The 17,402-nt window shown below is 65.5% G+C and carries 15 protein-coding genes; 7 read left to right on the forward strand and 8 right to left on the reverse strand.

The annotated features are described in order from the left end of the window. Positions 1-97: 97 nt before the first annotated feature. The 4 genes from ACNA0R_RS26130 to tssA form a co-directional block, all read right to left on the reverse strand. On the reverse strand, positions 98-607 hold the full coding sequence (locus ACNA0R_RS26130; RefSeq protein WP_415828995.1) for a hypothetical protein: 510 nt from the start codon (positions 605-607) through the stop codon (positions 98-100). 81 nt (positions 608-688) lie between these two features. Beyond that, positions 689-2,182 (reverse strand): type VI secretion system contractile sheath large subunit, encoded by a 1,494-nt coding sequence (tssC, locus tag ACNA0R_RS26135; RefSeq protein ID WP_415828996.1) that lies wholly within the window; start codon positions 2,180-2,182, stop codon positions 689-691. 26 nt (positions 2,183-2,208) lie between these two features. Beyond that, positions 2,209-2,757 (reverse strand): type VI secretion system contractile sheath small subunit, encoded by a 549-nt coding sequence (tssB, locus tag ACNA0R_RS26140; protein WP_415828997.1) that lies wholly within the window; start codon positions 2,755-2,757, stop codon positions 2,209-2,211. Then, a complete protein-coding gene (gene tssA / locus ACNA0R_RS26145; RefSeq protein WP_415828998.1) occupies positions 2,754-3,845 on the reverse strand; it encodes a type VI secretion system protein TssA in 1,092 nt (363 codons plus the stop codon). The genes tssB and tssA overlap by 4 nt, the downstream gene beginning before the upstream one ends. A 482-nt stretch (positions 3,846-4,327) precedes the next feature. Between tssA and ACNA0R_RS26150 the strand changes: the two genes are divergently transcribed. Beyond that, positions 4,328-5,344 (forward strand): DUF3626 domain-containing protein, encoded by a 1,017-nt coding sequence (locus ACNA0R_RS26150; RefSeq protein ID WP_415829011.1) that lies wholly within the window; start codon positions 4,328-4,330, stop codon positions 5,342-5,344. 87 nt (positions 5,345-5,431) lie between these two features. Next, positions 5,432-6,241: an alpha/beta fold hydrolase gene (locus ACNA0R_RS26155; RefSeq protein ID WP_415828999.1), complete on the forward strand. Its 810-nt coding sequence runs from the start codon at positions 5,432-5,434 to the stop codon at positions 6,239-6,241. On the opposite strand, the gene ACNA0R_RS26160 is transcribed toward ACNA0R_RS26155, so the two are convergent. Next, the gene (locus ACNA0R_RS26160) at positions 6,238-7,173 is read right to left on the reverse strand and encodes a hypothetical protein (RefSeq protein WP_415829000.1); all 936 of its coding nucleotides are present in this window, start codon (positions 7,171-7,173) and stop codon (positions 6,238-6,240) included. The two genes, ACNA0R_RS26155 and ACNA0R_RS26160, sit on opposite strands and share 4 nt — an antisense overlap. A 407-nt stretch (positions 7,174-7,580) precedes the next feature. Here ACNA0R_RS26160 and ACNA0R_RS26165 point away from each other — a divergent pair, with 407 nt between their 5' ends. Next, positions 7,581-8,102: an MgtC/SapB family protein gene (locus ACNA0R_RS26165; RefSeq protein WP_415829001.1), complete on the forward strand. Its 522-nt coding sequence runs from the start codon at positions 7,581-7,583 to the stop codon at positions 8,100-8,102. Positions 8,103-8,192: 90 nt separating this feature from the next. Here ACNA0R_RS26165 and ACNA0R_RS26170 read toward each other — a convergent pair whose 3' ends face one another. Continuing rightward, positions 8,193-9,641 (reverse strand): aminotransferase-like domain-containing protein, encoded by a 1,449-nt coding sequence (locus tag ACNA0R_RS26170; RefSeq protein ID WP_415829002.1) that lies wholly within the window; start codon positions 9,639-9,641, stop codon positions 8,193-8,195. 243 nt (positions 9,642-9,884) lie between these two features. Here ACNA0R_RS26170 and ACNA0R_RS26175 point away from each other — a divergent pair, with 243 nt between their 5' ends. The 4 genes from ACNA0R_RS26175 to ACNA0R_RS26190 are packed head-to-tail and all read left to right on the forward strand — an operon-like array spanning position 9,885 to position 15,698. Then, complete coding sequence (locus ACNA0R_RS26175) at positions 9,885-13,148, forward strand: response regulator (protein ID WP_415829003.1); 3,264 nt, start codon at positions 9,885-9,887, stop codon at positions 13,146-13,148. After that, positions 13,124-13,978, forward strand: coding sequence for a CheR family methyltransferase (locus tag ACNA0R_RS26180; protein WP_415829004.1), 855 nt, complete (start codon positions 13,124-13,126; stop codon positions 13,976-13,978). Before ACNA0R_RS26175 ends, ACNA0R_RS26180 begins: the two co-directional genes overlap by 25 nt. Then, entirely contained in the window at positions 13,975-14,592 is a 618-nt protein-coding gene (locus ACNA0R_RS26185) for a chemotaxis protein CheB (protein ID WP_415829005.1), read from the forward strand. The genes ACNA0R_RS26180 and ACNA0R_RS26185 overlap by 4 nt, the downstream gene beginning before the upstream one ends. Next, positions 14,589-15,698: a hybrid sensor histidine kinase/response regulator gene (locus ACNA0R_RS26190; protein ID WP_415829006.1), complete on the forward strand. Its 1,110-nt coding sequence runs from the start codon at positions 14,589-14,591 to the stop codon at positions 15,696-15,698. Before ACNA0R_RS26185 ends, ACNA0R_RS26190 begins: the two co-directional genes overlap by 4 nt. On the opposite strand, the gene ACNA0R_RS26195 is transcribed toward ACNA0R_RS26190, so the two are convergent. Beyond that, entirely contained in the window at positions 15,664-16,641 is a 978-nt protein-coding gene (locus tag ACNA0R_RS26195) for a sterol desaturase family protein (RefSeq protein WP_415829007.1), read from the reverse strand. The genes ACNA0R_RS26190 and ACNA0R_RS26195 overlap by 35 nt on opposite strands. Positions 16,642-16,671: 30 nt before the next feature. Continuing rightward, on the reverse strand, positions 16,672-17,402 hold a 731-nt coding region (locus ACNA0R_RS26200; protein ID WP_415829009.1), incomplete at its 5' end, for a polysaccharide deacetylase family protein.

A 17,402-nucleotide genomic window follows, 5' to 3' on the forward strand; every position in this document is an offset into this window, starting at 1 on the left:
GTTGAACGTATGCAGGCGTCCGACGCATGCGCATGCATGTCGCGGACGCCCGCAAGGCAATGGCGAGGGCGACCGGAGTCGCACTCGCCCGCCGGCTTTAGGAGGCGCTGGTGCTCAGCACGCCCTTGAACCGGTCATAGATGACGACCGTACCGGCGCCCAGAGAACCGTTGGTCGGATCCTGCTTCTTGGTTTCGGTCTTGAGCGTCGACCAGTACAGCGAGAAGACGTCGGGCTCTTCGTCCAGCGCGCCTTCGCGCACGCCGTGCACGGCGCAATTGCCCACCGTCCAGATAATGCGCTTGACCGGCTTCTTGGTCTGCGGGTCGATCATCCAGCTGACGATCTCGACATCGACGGGGTCCGAATCTTCCAGCAGGCGCAAGCCGGGGCTGGACGAGGTCCAGTGGGACACGATCTGGATATCGTCATACATCGGTACGCCGACGGGCGACAAGCCCGTTCCGTTGCGGCCGCGCGTGTGCTGCTGGGTCGGGTTGATCGGCCTTTGCACCAGATCGATATGATCCTGCGCGCCTTCTATCTTGCTTTCGCCTTTAAACTTATCGCCGATTTTCGCGGTCCAAACATACTGGGGTGACGACATTTTTTTCTACTCCGAAAAAAAATTTTGACGATGGCGTACTGCGCCATCGATCCTGGTGACGGGCGTGTCAGGCCCGCCGGTTTACTTCCCTTGGACGGAGGGAAGCTTGCTGACCAACCGCAGCGAAACGGTCAGCCCTTCAAGTTGGTAATGCGGTTTCAGATAAAACTTCGCGCTGTAGTAGCCAGGGCTGCCTTCAATCTCTTCGACCGTGACGGCGACGTCGCTCAATGGCTTCATCGACTTCACCAGGTCGGACGAAAGATTCGGCGTGCCGTCGACATACTCCATCGCCCACTTGAGCAGCCAACGCTCCATTTCCGTGCGGCTCTTGAATGAGCCGATCTTGTCGCGGACGATGCATTTCAGGTAATGCGCGAAGCGATTGCAGGCGAACAGATACGGCAAACGGGCGGCCAGGTTCGCATTGGCGGTCGCCTCGGGATCGTCATACTCCGTGGGGCTGTGCAGCGATTGCGCGCCGATGAACGCGGCCGTACCGGTGTTCTTCATATGCACCAGCGGCAGAAAGCCGTTCTTCGACAGTTCGGCCTCGCGCCTGTCGCTGATGGCGACCTCGGTCGGGCAGACGATGTCGACGCCGCCGTCATCGGTGGGGAAGACATGCACGGGCAAGCCTTCCACCGCGCCACCGGATTCGACGCCGCGGATCCGCGAGCACCAGCCATAGAGCGAGAATGACCGGTTGATGTTCACCGCCATGGCGTAGGCGGCGTTGGCCCACGTGTAGTTGTCCGGGTTGCCGCCACCGGTATCCTCTTCGAAGGCGAACTCCTCGACGGGATTGGTCTTGGCGCCGTAGGGCGCGCGGGCGAGAAAACGCGGCAGGGTCAACCCGATGTAGCGGGCATCCTCCGATTCGCGCAAGGCACGCCACGAGGCATGCTCCGGCGTCTGGAACAGCTTGGAGATATCGCGCGGATTGGCAAGGTCACGCCAGGACTCCAGCAGCATCACCGACGGAGATGCACCCGCCAGGAATGGCGCATGGGCAGCGGAACACACGCGGCCGATCTGCGTCAGCAGGTCTACGTCCTGGGTGCTGTTGTCGAAGTAGTAGTCCCCGACGATGGCGCCATAGGGCTCGCCGCCGAACTGGCCGTACTCCTCTTCATAGACCTTTTTGAACAGCGGACTCTGGTCCCACGCGAAACCCTTGTATTTCTTCAGCGTCTTGTAGAGTTCGCTCTTGGAAACGTTCAGCACGCGGATCTTGAGCCGTTCGCCCGTCTCGGTGTTGCTGACCAGGTAGTGCAGGCCGCGCCAGGCGCCTTCCAGGTTGCGATACTCCGCGCAGTTCAATATGGCATTGATCTGGGCGGTCAACTTCCGGTCGATTTCGGCGATCATCGCCTCCACCGTGCCCATGACGTCGTCGGACACCAGTTTCGCTTCCTCCAGCGCGTACGTGGCCAGGGTCGTGACGGCGTCCTCGACGGCCTGCCGCGCTTCGTCGTTCTTGGGCTTGAACTCGCGCAGAAGCAGCGAAGCAAAATCGCTGGTTCCGGTTTCGGTTTGTTCGCCGGCTTCGGCCAACGCTGTCTGTTCACTCATTCATCTGTCCTCGATTGGTGGGTGGGTCACGCCTGCGGGGGCGAGTCGGCTTCGGCGGCATCCGCGGAAGCGGCGGGCTCGGCCGGCCTGGCATTCGCCGCCAGCGTCTGCATCAACGCGGGATCCGCCAGCAGCCTGGCGACCAGATCCTCGGCCGATACCTTGCCGTCCATGTAGGTAAGCAGGTTGGACAGGTGCGCGCGAGTCTCCAGCAAGCGTCGCAGGGGTTCGACCTTGCGAGCGATTTCGGCGGGCGAAAAGTCGTCCATCTTCTGGAATGTGATGTCCACGCCCAGATTCCCTTCACCGGTCAACGCGTTCGGCACGGTGGCGGCCACGCGCGGCTGGATCGCCGCCATGCGGTCATCGAAATTCTCGCTGTCGATCTCCAGGAATTTGCGGTCGGCGATAGGCTCCGGCTTTTGCAAGGACTGGCCGGACAGGTCGGACATCACGCCCATGACGAAGGGGATGTGAACCTTCTTGTTGGCCCCATTGATTTCGACGTCGTACTCGATCTGGACCCGCGGCGGGCGCGATCGGGCGATCGACTTTTGACTGTTTTCCTTGGTCATCCGGACATATCTCCGTTAAAGGTTAAATAGGCTTCCTGTTGGACATCGGCATCGGCGGGACCGCCCTGATCCCTGATACCGAGCAGGACGCTGATTTCCGCAAGCCCTTGCGGGGAGAGCTCTGACATGAGCTCGATAAAATTCATGTTGACGAGCCGCCTGGCGCGCTGGAGCAGCATGGGGACCGGGCTGCCCGGCTCATTCATGGCGTAGTAATCGCAAATGCGATCGATCTGCCGCACCACGTCGTCGCGGTCCTCTATCGTTTCGCGCGAGAGACCCGTGCTGCCATCGGCCGCGGCTCCGCCGTCCATATCCGGCGACGGCGCTTCATCCATGCCGGCAAGCGCCGCATATCCCGGATGACTGTCCAGTTGTTCGCGTATCGCGCCGGCCGCGTGCCGCAGCAGCCGGTTGAGCTTTTCGACGCCGGCCCCCGCGTACCGCACGTGCTCGCCGACCATCGCGTCGATGCGATCGAGACGGCCGCAGGCAGCTTCGATAATGTCCGCCAGCGTTGCCAGCCCGGTGGCATCGGCATCATGGAAGACAGCGGCCAGCACAGCCATCGTCCTGCTGTCCTCGCCCGCGCGCGGCTTCAGTTCGCCGCTGGCGATCTCGATGTCACGCAGGCATACGCAGCCATCCGCCGAGCGCGCCAGCGCATGCAGCCTGACCTGGCGCAGCAGCGCGTCATCGCTCAGCGAAGCAAGTATGTTCAGCCGCTCGGTGGGATCGTTGTCGTCGTCCGGATCCAGCAAGGGATGCACGGCATCCCAATGGCGCTCGATGCTGGTCTCGATCAAGGCCAGGCCGTCTTCCAGGCCGGCGAAGCCATGCAAGCCCATCAGGATGCGCGCCAGCCACACCGCCAGCCGCAGATCGCGGGATCGCGACAAAAGATTCAGCGCAAGCGCCTTGGCCGCTTTCCAATCGGGATCCGCGGCATCGATGCGCATGCCGCCGTATTCGACTTCCGCCGTGCCTTGCATGACCCGCGCCAGCTCGACGTAGTCGGGATCGCATTGCAGATCCAGGCCGCACGGATACCCGGGCGATATATCGCGAAGATACGGCTCGAGGTCCATGGTCGTGAATTTCTGTCGGACGTGGCCCGCATCGTTCGCAAGAGCCTGATGTGCTTGCGCTGATAGTGCAGACCCGGGCTGCGAGACACGCTCGCTGGAGGCGTCTTCATCAGGAAGAACATCATTGACGGACACGATAATGTCTCTCTTGAGAGCAGCTTATTGGCTTGTGACTGGAGCTGCATCGATACGAGGCGGTTCACCTCTATCCAGCGATGCGGACTGCGCGAGGCACATCCGGTTGGATGCACGCCGACGAACGAGACTCTACGTGCGGCGCAAACGCGCAAGAATCCGAGAAATCTGAGCGATGCGAAAAGAGTCGGCCGCCGCCGTCGCCGCGGCCTCTTTCACGAGATGCTGTTGCGCGGGCACGACTTTGAGAATTTCCTGCACGCGCGAACGCCGCCATGTCGATATGTTCGTCCATGGGCAACAACGCCGGCGCCGACGAAGCGCCGAACGACACAGGAGCAAACGTGATGGAAGGACGAACCACTGTCAGCGGTGAAGAACTGGATCAAGTGCGTATGCGGCTGGCGCGCAACGAAGTTCTGGGCATGCGCAACTATGTGGAGGACAGGCTCGATTACCGGCAAGCGGGCGCCGAACGCCTGCGCGAGGTTTGCGACGTCGCGGCACACGAAGCCGAACGCGTTCTCGACGCCATGTGCTCCGTCCTTATGCACAGCAGGCTGACCATCAATTTTTCCGCGGCGAAGTTTTTCCTGGAGTTGAACCGCAGCGACACCTACAGCAACTGCTTCGAGCGCGCCGTCGCCAACCGGCAGGATCCGCGCTATCTGCAGGAACGGAACGACGTGGAGAAGAGGCTGCTCGATTACAACGGGAACATTGCGCACTATGCCCACGGCGCGACCCAGGATCCGGCACTGAAGCGTTATGGTGATGCGCGCACGGTCAGAAGGGATATCCGCCACTACGCCACGCACTCGCCCATCTGGCACATGATGCGGCCACGCTACGCGGCACTGGACTTCGGGCACTGCACGCAAGGGGGCGCCAGCCTGGGCGATTACGGCAAGAGCTTTTTCGTGCTGCGCGGCCACATGAAGACGGCCGCGACGTATACGGCCAGCGATTCATTTTCCCTGATTCATGACTTGAAGCGGCGGCGTACGCAATACGGTGGAAAGGCCCCCACCACCCACCAGGCGTCGGCCCGCTTTCATGAGATGGAAAAGCTTATGTATTACGCGCATCCCGGCATGCTGCGCCAGATCCATGCATACGGCACGCGTCGCAAGGCGCGCGGTACGGAGAAAGCAATCGACTGGCACCTGCCGGGGCACAGGACGCTTAATTACATCGAAGCGCAGTTGCATACCGACGTGCTGTTCAGCCGCGATGTGGAGTACGTGTTCCTGTGCGCCGCGGAAATCAATGGCGCCCACGGCCCGTCGTACAACCGCCACGAAGTCCACAAGCATGCCGGAATTTTCGCGCGCAAGCACAAGCTGATGCTCCGCTATCAATAGAGAAGGCCTTCGGCCTGAGGGCCGGCATGGCAGGCTAGAATCGAGGCGCCCGCGATTCTGGCCACTTCAGGCCGTCCCTCTTACGCCATGCCCGCCGATTTTCCCTACGCGATCCATATTCCCCAGCCCGCCGAAGCAGATCTGGCCCACGCCGTGCACGGCGATGGCCCGCCGCTTTTGCTGGTGCATGGATCGCTGTGCGACCTGCGCTATTGGAAGGCCCAGGCGCCCGCCCTTTCGCGCGACTTCCGGGTGTTTTCCGTGAGCCTGCCGGGATACTGGCCGGCGCCCGCGGACGCCGAACTGACGCGCTTTTCCGTGGCAGACCACGCCGATGCCCTGGCGGCTTTCATCGACCGGCATTGCGGCGGACGCGCGCACGTCGTGGGACATTCGCGCGGTGGACGCATCGCATTCCAGCTGGCCCGCCGGTATCCGGACAAGGTGGACGCGCTGGTGCTCGCGGATCCGGGCTTGATGCTGGACGAGCATGATGACCGTCGCGACGATTTCCGCCGCCGGGCGCTGGATTGCATCCGCGCGGGCAAGGTCGAACAGGGCCTGGCCTTATTCATCGACACAGTCAGCGGCGAGGATACCTGGCGCCGCATGGTGCCGTGGTTCAAGGATATGGCGATCGCCAATGCCCACACGCTCGCGGCGCAGGCGCATGAACCCGCCTATCTGTTGACGCATGCCGAGGCGCGCGCGGTGGACCAGCCCGCCTTGCTGATAGGGGGCGCGCTGAGCCCGCCCCCGTATCCCGCCGTGCTCGACGCCTTGCAGGACTGGCTGCCGAATGCGCAGTCGCTGCGGATAGCGGGCTCTTCCCACGGCATGAATCTCGGGAACCCGCGCGCCTTCAACGAAGCGGTGCGCCGCTTCCTGGCGGCCTAGGCGCCCGAAGAACCGGTCTCCGGGCCTACCCGCGTGGTGATCGGCGGGCCATCCGCGTTCCTGCGGTGAAATACGGGCATGGCGCCCTGCCCCGATGCGGCCGTGCGCTCCAGGCTCTCATCGCGCGCCGGAGGCACCGGGACCTCCGGCCCCTTGGCGGGAATCGCCGATGGCCGCGGTTCGACCGTCCGCTGCGGATGCGACACGGATCGCGAACGCGGCGGCGGCGTCGGCGCGCCGTCCGGGCGTTGACCGCCGCCGGACGACAAGGACGGCATGGAACCGCCCATGCCGGGTACCCGGGACCGCGGCGTGGGCACAGGTTTGCGCGGCGGACGATCGAGCGCCTGCGGCGCCGGATCAACGTCCCGGCTGGCAGCGTTGCGCGGAGTCAGCATGCCGTTGAGCAGGGCGTCGAGCTGCCTGGAACGGCGGGGCAGCGGAGGCGGCATTCCGGCCGTGGCCTCGTTGCCGCCCTTGATACCGCCGCCCCTGCCGGGCTTGAGACGCACCCCATACGTGTAGGAGACGGGGCTGTCGCCCGCCGGCGGGCTGGTGCCGGAACCCCGCGCCGGATTGGGCAGGGAGCGAGTCGATATATCGCCTGGCGAGCGACGCTCGCCCATTGCGCCGGACCAGGGCGCGGAACTGGCCGCGCCCGCGCCTCCCGGGGCGCCGAACGTCCCCAGTTCGAGCCTGCCTATGCTGGCGCGGGGCCCGCCTCCGGCACGCGCGGCGACCAGCGGCACGTTGCGGGTGCGGGTATGCATGAGCCGTCCGATCAGGCGGCTGATGGAACGGGCGGCGCGCGTGACGCCGCCCCTGCAAGCGCGGAATACGCGTCCGCCTAGCCGGCCGCGCGGCGTCTCGATGCCGCCCATGCCAGCCGCGCCAAGGGCGGCTGGCGATGCGCTGGTTAACTGTATAGCCATTTGATGAATCTCCAAGGCCCCGCCATGACAGGGCGTAAAAGACACCGCGGCGCGCGGATCGCGCACGCCGGGCGCATGCCCGCGCGCGAACCGCGGCCACGGCCACGCCGCGCGGGTGCGCCCACTGTATCGTCGCGGGCCTTTGCGGTCTGTCAGGGCCGGCCGCGCGCGGCTGGGCGCACCCCGCGTCCGGCGACGGAAACGCCGCCGGGCAAGGTTCCTGCAACGGCGATCCGTCGTAGGACTGGTTGACCGTATGTAAGACTAATTAACCCGCAGGTGATGGGCAAAGCGTCGGCCGCGGCGCGGCGCCATGATGACGGACTGTCCGCGCATGTCTCCGTGGTAAAACACCGGCGGCGCCCGGACGGCGCGCGAGCCACACCGATCCCCATACGGAGCGATGCATGACCACCCTTTCCGCCACCGTGTGGCAGACACTGCAGGAAGAGTTCTCCGACATCGCCGATGCGCAGGCCTATACCCGCATCGTCACCCGCCTGGTCATCGCGGTGCTCCTGGGCGGCTTGATCGGCTACGAGCGCGAACGCAGCGGCAAGGCGGCGGGTCTGCGCACCCATATGCTGGTGGCACTGGGCGCCGCGCTGTTCGTACTGGCGCCGCTCCAGGGCGGCATGGAGGTCAACGATCTGAGCCGCGTCCTGCAGGGCGTGATCGCCGGCATCGGCTTTCTGGGGGCCGGCGCCATTATTAAATCGAGCGCGGAAGGCGAAGTCCGGGGACTGACCACGGCGGCCAGTATCTGGCTGACGGCGGCGATCGGCATCGCCGCGGGGATGGGCAAGGAAGTCGTTGCTATCGTCAGCGCGCTGCTGGCGCTGGTGATCCTGGATTCGCTGCATCGGCTGGAGCGGCGCATCAACGGCAGCGCGTCCCATCCGCCGCCGGGATCGGACGGCCAGGCCTGAGCATCGTCCGCGAACCGCCGCAATGGCGACCGGGCCACGCAGGCCGCGGCGAACAGGCCCACCGCGCGAGCGGCGCCGGCCCAAGCCGCGCTATCCGGCCACCTGTCCGGCGACGATCTCGCCCAACACCCGCATGGCATCCTCCAGCGTGTCGTCCCACGGGTGGCCGTAGTTCAGCCGCAGGCAATCACGGAATTCGCCGCGCGGCGAGAAAATCGGCCCGGGCGCGACACTGATGCGCCGCGCCAAGGCGGCCCGGTAGACCGCCAGCGCATCGGCGCCTGGCGGCAGCTGCACCCACAGAAAATAGCCGCCCTGCGGCCTGGACGCCCGCGTGCCCTCGGGAAAGTAGCGCGCAAGCGCCGCCATCATCATCTGCTGCTGGCCCGCCAGCGTCAGGCGCAGCTGGCGCAAATGGCGGTCGTAGCCGCCATGGTCCAGGTATTCGGCCAGGGCCAGCTGGTTCGGGCTGGGAGAAGCGAGCGTCGTCATCAGCTTCTGGCGCTCGACATCCCGCGCATAGCGGCCCGCGGCGACCCAGCCCACGCGATAACCGGGCGCCAGGCATTTCGAAAAAGACGCGCAATGCAGCACCAGGCCTTCGCGGTCATAGGCCTTGGCCGGCAGCGGCCGCGCGCGCCCGAAATACAGCTCGCCGTAGACGTCGTCCTCAATCAGCGGAATGCCATGCCGGGCGAGCAGCGCGACCAGCGCTTGCTTGCCGGTGTCCGGCATCAGGCTGCCGGTGGGATTCTGAAAGTTGGACATGATCCAGCAAGCCCGCGGGCGATGCCGTTCGATGGCCTGGGCCAGGGCGTCCAGCTGGATGCCGGTGCGCGGGCTGGTGGGCACCTCCACCGCATGCAGCTTCATCCGCTCCAGCGCCTGCAGGGTGGCATAGAAGGCCGGCGATTCGATAAGCACGGTGTCGCCCGGCCGGGTCACCGCCAGCAGCGCCAGCTGCAGCGCTTCCATCGCGCCATTGGTGATCACCAGATCGTCGCCCTGCACGTCCATGCCGTCTATCAGATAGCGCACGGCGATCTGCCGGCGCAGGGCGGCATTGCCGGTGAACATGTCGGCGATGCTGCTGCGCGGGTGCATGCGCCGCAGGCCGGCCTTCAGGGACGACGCCAGGCGCATCAGCGGGAACAGCGTGGGCGCGGGGAAGGCCGACCCGAAGGGCACCGTATCGGGGTCGCGCACGGATCCGAGGACATCGAACACCAGCGCGGCGACATCGACCTGCGCCGCGCCGCCGTCCGGACGGGAGATCTCCGGCTCGGGCGGCGGACGCCGGGTGGGGCTGACGTAATAGCCCGAGCGGTCGCGCGCCTGGATGTAGCCGCGCGCCTCCAGCAGGTAGTACGCCTGGAATATGGTGGACACGCTGACACGGCGCGCCGCGCTGGCCTGACGTACCGATGGCAGCCGGTCGCCGGCGCGCAGCGTGCCCGCGGTGATGGACCTGACGATATCGGCCGCTACCGCCTCGTAGCGTTTGAGTCGCACCGCTGCGCTGGATGGTGGGTCTGCCATGGGTAGTAAGGTAACAACTGCCATGCCTTGCGGCGACAAAGTGCGTCCAAACGGTTCGCGCCCGCCCGGGATTTGACCATATCCGACCCCGCGCCAGCGGCCTCGCCCGCGGGGAATCGCCGCCATGGGCACGACACTTGCTGACGGGGCGCCCGCCGCGATACATGAAGTAACGTGCGGTACTATTTCTCCGGCCGGACGGCGCCGTCGCCGTCATAAGGCGAAGCTTTTTTCCGGAACTCCATGCAACTGTCCCACAAAAACGACGATATGCCGATGCATCTGGGCATAGCGATCCTTAGCGTGCTGATTTTCGCCATCGATATCGTGACGCCGCTGGGCGTCGCGATCTGGGTGTTCTACATGCTGCCCGTGGTGCTCAGCGTGTTCCAGCGGCACAAGTACGTGCCGCTGCTGGTCGCCATGCTGGAACTGGTGTTCATCGTGGCGGGGACTTTCCTGCCGCTGGGCGGCAATGTCCCGCTGCAGAACCTGATAAACCGCACCTTTGGCGTGGTGACGCTGTTCGCCACCGCCGTGCTGGGCATGCAGGTCATCATCGCCCGCCTGAATTCGCAGCGCCTGATCTGGCTGCAGCAGGGCGAAAGCGCGCTGGCGCAGGACCTGCTGGGCGAACAAAGCGTGCAGGACATCGGGCAGAACGCCTTGCGCGCGCTGGCCAAGGTCACGAACGCCCAGGTGGGTGCGATGTACCGCTTGCATCGCGGCGCCCTGACCTGGGTCGGAGGCTATGCGCGCGAACAAGCCGAAGCGCCTGCCGCCACGCCGGGACGCGGCATGGCGCTGGAAGTCGCGAACCAGGGCATGGCCATGGTCGTGCGGGACCTGCCCGCCGACTACACCCGGGTTTCCTCCGGCATCGGCGACGCGGCGCCGCGCGTGTTGCTGATCGCGCCGGTCACGGCCGACGGCCGCGTCCAGGGCGTGGTGGAACTGGGCTTCCTGCAGGACGACGGCGATTTCGAACGCGAGCTGGAGCTGCTGCGCGCCGGCGGCGAAGTCATCGGCGTCGCCTTGCGTTCGGCTCTTTATCGCGAACACTTGAAAGAACTGCTGGAAGAAACGCAGCGCCAGAGCGAGGAACTGCAGACCCAGCAGGAAGAACTGCGCGTCTCCAATGAAGAACTGGAAGAACAGGGCCGCGCGCTGCGCGAATCGCAAAGCCGGCTGGAGCAGCAGCAGAGCGACCTGATGCAAAGCAACGCGCGGCTGGAAGAACATACGCAGCGGCTGGAACAACAGAAACGCGAACTGCAACAGGCCCGCGCCACGCTGGAAACCAATGCGCGCGAGCTGTCCCGCGCCAGCCGGTACAAGTCGGAATTCCTGGCGAATATGTCGCATGAATTGCGCACGCCGCTGAACAGTTCGCTGATCCTGTCGCAGATGCTGGCCGATCCCAAGTCGGCCACCCTGGCGCCCGGGGAAATCCAGCGCTACGCCCGCACCATCCACGCTTCCAATGCGGATCTGCTGACACTCATCAACGACATCCTGGACCTGTCCAAGATCGAGGCCGGGCATGTGGACATGGCGCCGGAAACCGTATCGGCCGCCGGCGTGCTGGAGCCGCTGCGGCAGATGTTCGAGCCCATTGCCGCCGGCAAGCAGCTGGGCTTCCGCATCGACATCCACGAAAGCGCGCCGGCCACGTATGTGACCGACGCCGCGAAGCTGCAACAGGTGTTGAAGAACCTGCTGGCCAACGCCTTCAAGTTCACGGAACAGGGCGAAGTCGTGCTCTCGGTGCGCGGCGCGGCGGACGGCCGCGTGGCGTTCGCCGTCAGCGATACCGGGATCGGCATCCCGCCGCACCAGCAGGAAATCATTTTCGAGGCATTCCGCCAGGCCGACGGCACCACCAGCCGCAAGTACGGCGGCACCGGCCTGGGCCTGTCCATTTCGCGCGAGCTGACCCGGCTGCTGGGCGGCGAGCTGCGCGTGGAGAGCGAGGCCGGCAAGGGCAGCACATTCACCGCTGAGATCGCCGCCGACCTGCGCGAACACCTGGCAAGCGCCGAACAGGAAGCCGGGACGACCGCCGAAACGGCGATGGACCTGATTGGCGGCGGGGCCGCGGAAGACGATGCGGCCGCCGCGTCGGGCCGCGCCGGCGTCGGCGCCGCGTCGCCCGGCGACATCGCGGGAGCCGTCACGCGCGCCGCCTACGCGGGCTTCGACCGCGCGCAAGCCGGCGAGGCCGCGCCCCGCGCCGTGCCCGCCCATGCCGACGGGGGCGCACGCACACTGGGCCCCCCGCCCAACATCGGGGTATTCAGGCCGGCGCGCGGCGATATCGAAGAACGGCACCACGAACGCATGGTCATGGTGATCGAGGACGACGAGCGCTTCGCCGATATCCTGTACGAACTGGCGCACGAACTGGGCTTCGATTGCGTACTGGTGTCGCATGGCGCCGAAGCGATGCGCCTGGCGCGCGAGCTGCGCCCCAGCGGCATCCTGCTGGACGTGGGCCTGCCTGACCAGTCGGGCCTGAGCGTACTGGACCAGCTCAAGCAGGACCCGGCCACCCGCCATATTCCCATCCACGTCGTCTCGGTCGCCGACCACATACAGACCGCGCTGGAGCTGGGCGCCGTCGGGTATGCGCTGAAACCGGTGGCCCGGGAAGAGCTGGTGGAAGCCTTCAAGCGGGTCGAGGAAAAGCTGCAGCGGCGCGCCAGCCGCTTGCTGGTGGTGGAGGACGACCCCGATCTGCGCGCCAGCATTTCGCTGCTGCTGCAGGCCGACGATATCGAGATCACCACCGCGGGCACGGTGGCCGAGGCCCTGGAGCACCTGGCCGCGCGCACCTTCGACTGCATGGTCATGGACCTGATGCTGCCCGACGCATCGGGCTATGACTTGCTGGAACAGATGGGCGCCGGCCGCAAATACGCCTTCCCGCCGGTGATCGTGTATACCGGCCGCGCGCTGACGCGCGACGAGGAACAGCGCCTGCGCCGCTATTCGCGCTCCATCATCATCAAGGGCGCGAAATCGCCGGAGCGGCTGGTGGACGAGGTCACGCTGTTCCTGCACCGGGTGGAAGCGACGCTGCCGCCGGACCAGCAGAAACTCCTGATGCAGGCACGCCAGCGCGACATGGTATTCGAAGGCCGCCGCATCCTGCTGGTGGAAGACGACGTGCGGAATATCTTCGCGCTGTCCAGCGTGCTGGAGCCCCTGGGCGCGAAATTGCTGGTAGCCCGCAACGGCCGCGAGGCGCTGGACGCGCTCGCCAAGGACGCGCACGTCGACATCGTGCTGATGGACCTGATGATGCCGGAAATGGACGGCCTGACCGCGACGCGGGAAATCCGCAAGCGGCCGGAACTGCGCGATCTGCCCATCATCGCCCTGACCGCCAAGGCCATGACGGATGACCGCCGCAATTGCCTGGAAGCGGGCGCCAACGACTATATCTCCAAGCCCATCGACGTGGACAAGCTGATTTCGCTATGCCGAGTGTGGATGCCCAAGTAGGCGGCCACGCCGCCATGGACGCGCTGTTCGACCTGGAGCTGAAGCTGCTGCTCGAAGGAGTCTACCTGCGCTACCAGCACGATTTCCGCGGCTATGCCGTGGCGTCGATGCGCCGGCGCGTCAAGCAGGCCATGATGCACTTCGGCTGCGACACCGTCAGCCAGTTGCAGGACATGGTCCTGCACCAGCCCGAGATCTTCGCCCGCATGCTGCAGTACTTCACGGTGCAGGTCAGCGAAATGTTCCGCGACCCGGACTATTTCAGGGCGGTGCGCGAACACGTGGCGCCGGTGCTCAAGACCTATCCATCGGTGAAGATCTGGGTGGCCGGCTGCAGCAGCGGAGAGGAGGTCTGGTCGCTGGCCATCCTGCTGGACGAAGAAGACCTGCTGCCGCGCACTCTGATCTACGCCACCGACATCAATACCGAGGCGCTGCGCCAGGCCGAAAGCGGCATCTATCCCGTCGACCGCATCGCGCAATTCAGCCGCAACTACCGGGAAAGCGGCGGCACCCGCTCGCTATCGGATTACTACACCTCCAATCTGCACGACGCGCGCTTCGACCGCCGGCTGCGCGAACACATCGTATTCGCCGATCACAGCCTGGCTACCGACAGCGTGTTCTCGGAGGTGCATTTCATCTCTTGCCGCAACGTGCTGATCTACTTCAACCGGGAACTGCAGGATCGCGCGGCGCAGCTGTTCCATGAATCGCTGATACGGCGCGGGTTCCTGGGGCTGGGAACGCGCGAAAGCCTGCGCTTTTCCTCGCAGTCCGGGCGGTTCGCGGAAGTAGCGCCGCGCCAGCGCATCTACCAACGCCTATGACAACCGCCGCCACTTTCCTCTCCCCCCCGATCGAGCTGGTCGCCATCGGCGCTTCCGCGGGCGGCGTGGATGCCATCGGCACCGTGCTGGATGCCCTGCCCGCCGATTTTCCGGCGGCTATCGCCATCGTGCTGCACCTGCCGCCCGACCGGAACAGCCTGCTGCCCGAGCTGTTCGCCGCGCGCTGCGTCCTGCCCGTCAAGGAAGTGGAAGACAAGGAATTCATCGTGCCCGGCGTGGTCTATATCGCGGCCCCCGACTACCACATGCTGGTGGAGCCGGACCGCTCATTCGCGCTGTCGCAGGACGAAGCGGTGAATTTCTCGCGGCCGTCCATCGACCTGCTGCTGGAATCCGCCGCCATCGCCTATCGCGAGCGCCTCCTGGGCATCGTGCTGACAGGTGCCAGTCCGGACGGCGCCGCGGGCCTGCAGCGCGTGCGGGCGCTGGGCGGACAGGCCTGGGTGCAGGACCCCGACAACGCGGACTCGCCCGCCATGCCGGCCAGCGCCATCGCGCAAGCCGGCGCGGACCGCATCATGGACAAGGCCACGCTGGCGCGCGCGCTGGCGGGCCTAGGCAAAGACCCTAGAAAAAACGGAAATCGCCCGTGACTGAAAGCGTCAACATCCTGGTCGTCGACGACATCGCCCAGAACCTCGTGGCGGTCGAGGCCCTGCTGGCCAGACCGGGCATCCACATCCTGCAGGCGCGCTCCGGCGTGGAAGCGTTGGAGCTGTTGCTGGCGCACGAAGTGGCCTTGGCGTTGATCGATGTGCAGATGCCGCAGATGAACGGCTTCGAGCTGGCGGAGCTGATCCGCGGCAGCGAGCGCACGCGCAGCGTGCCGCTGATCTTCCTGACCGCCGGCACCAAGGAGCGCGAAGCCCATTTCCGCGGCTACGAGGCCGGCGCCGTGGACTTCCTGTACAAGCCGCTGGACGCCGACGTGCTGATCAGCAAGGTGAACGTCTTCGTCGAACTGCACAATCAGAAGAAGCTGCTGGCGCGCCAGCTGGAAGAACTGCGCCAGGCCCTGACCCTGAACGAAATGTTCACGGCGGTGCTGGGGCACGATCTGCGCAATCCGCTTTCCGCCGTGCTGCATGGATCGGAGCTGCTGCTGCGCGGCTCCAGCGACCCCAAGGTGCTTACCAATGCGCAACGCATTCGCTTCAGCGCGGGCCGCATGGCGCGCATGGTGGAGCAGTTGCTGGACGTCGCCCGCATTCGTTCGAACGGGCTGGTGCTGCAACCGGTACGCAGCGACTACGCCGGCGTGTGCCGCGCCATCGTCGACGAAATCGCCGATCCCGCGCAGCGCGAGCGCGTACAGCTGCATGTCGAAGGCGACTGCCACGGCGACATCGACGTGGACCGCTTTTCGCAGGTGGTATCGAATCTGCTGGGGAACGCCCTGCAGCACGGCGATCCCGCGCATCCGGTGCTGGTGCGGATCGACGGTACGGCGCCGCCACGCATCGTGGTACAGGTCGCCAACCAGGGCGTCATCCCCGCCGAGCAGCTACCCAATCTGTTCAATCCCTTCCATGCCAGCCTGGAAAGCCGCGCATCGAAGAACGGCCTGGGCCTGGGGCTTTATATCGTGAAGAAGTTCATCGACGCGCATGGCGGCACGGTCGACGTGCGCTCCACGCGCGCCGACGGCACCGTGTTCGAGATCGTCATGCCGCGCGCGAGCGGCGCCGGCGCAAAGTGAACAAACGCTTGAGCCCCAGCCACTGCTGGGCCAGGAAGGTTTCGCCGTAATCGCGGCCGCCGGCATCGGGCAACTGGTCGGCGATTCCGGTGGGGCCGAACTTGCCGTCGAAGCGGGCCGTGCGGAACAGGATGTCCCAGATCGGGAAGATCACGGCATAGTTGCTGCCCACCACCTTGCCGGTGGGCGTGGTTTCGTAGGCGATGCCGTGGTGCTCGCGATGAAAGCGCGGGCTGACCAGCAGGCGTTCGCCCCAGCGGCCGAAATGCAGCCGCAGATTGGCGTGGGAAAAGCTTTCGACCAGCTGCAGAATGGCCACGATGGCGACGAACTGCGCCGGCGGCACGCCGATCAGCTGGGAAACCACGACGATCACGATATCGTGCAGGACATCGTCCAGCAGATGATTGCGGTTGTCGCTCCACATGGTCATCTGCCGCTGGCTGTGGTGCACGGCGTGCAGCGCCCACATCCATTCGACATTGTGCTGGGCGCGGTGATACAGGTATTCGACCAGATCGAAGACGAGCAGATAGATCGCCAGGCTGACCAGGGGATTGTCCGTCACGCCGGGCCATAGCTGGTCCAGTTGCAGCGTCGACAGGCCCCACACGTGCAGGGTGCCGAAGATGCCGTCCCAGAAGGGATCGATGGCGAAGAAAAGCGCGACGCGGAACAGCCCCAGGCGGTGTATCACCGTATACAGGATGTCCAAACGCACGGCGCGGCGGTCGGTCACCTTTTCGACCGGCCGCCAGCGCTGCAGCGGGCCGATCACGCAGATCAGCACCGCGATCTGCAACAGGCCGGCAATCAGCCACAGGGTGGCGTCGTAGGCGTCTTCGATGACGCCGGACAGGCCCAGTTTGTACAGCACGGGCTGGATGACGGACTCGAACAGCCCTTCCTGGGCCATGCCGATAAGATGATTGAACGTATCCATCGCGAGTAAAGCAGCTAAGGTAAACCTATCCTATTGACGATGCGCCGCGATCCAGGCGCGATAGGCGGGGTGCTGGTCCAGCGTGGCGAAGCAATAGCCCTTGGCCCGCAGGCCGGTGATCAGGGGCTCGAGCACGGCCGGCGCCCACGGATCCTGGCGCGACCAGATGCCCAGGTGGGCCATCAGGATATCGCCCGGCTTGATATTGGCCAAGGCGCGGGACAACAGCTGTTGGTTGGGGTATTTATCGCTGGGCAATTCATCGCCCAGGAAACCGGCCGATGCCCAGCCGACGTGACGATAGCCGCACTGCTGCGCCGCCTTGATCAGGGCCGGCGAGGTACGCCCGCCCGGCGCGCGGAACAGCGGCAGCATGGCATGCCCGGTCATTTCCTTGAAGCGCGCGGCGGAGCGCTGCAGTTCGTCGCAATACTGCCGGGCGGTCAGGACTTCTTTTTTTCCGGCATTGGGGCCGAAGTCGGGCCGCATTTCGAACTTGTCGCCGGGCAGGTCCTTGAGCCAATGGACGTGGTCATAGGTGTGCGAACCGAACACGTCGCCATCGGCCACGCGGGCCCGCCACCAGGGCGCCCAGTGATCGTCCAGGGAGCTGCCGCTGGTTTGCGTGCGCTCGTTGGCCAGGAAGAAGCTGGCCCTGACGTCGTGGCGCTTCAGCACGTCGGCGATCAGCGGGGCGACGCCCATGTGGCCGGTATCGAATGTCAGATAGACGGGCTTGGCGCACAGCGCGGCGGGGGCGG

This window comes from Bordetella sputigena, assembly GCF_965137885.1.
Lineage (GTDB): Bacteria > Pseudomonadota > Gammaproteobacteria > Burkholderiales > Burkholderiaceae_B > Bordetella_C > Bordetella_C sputigena.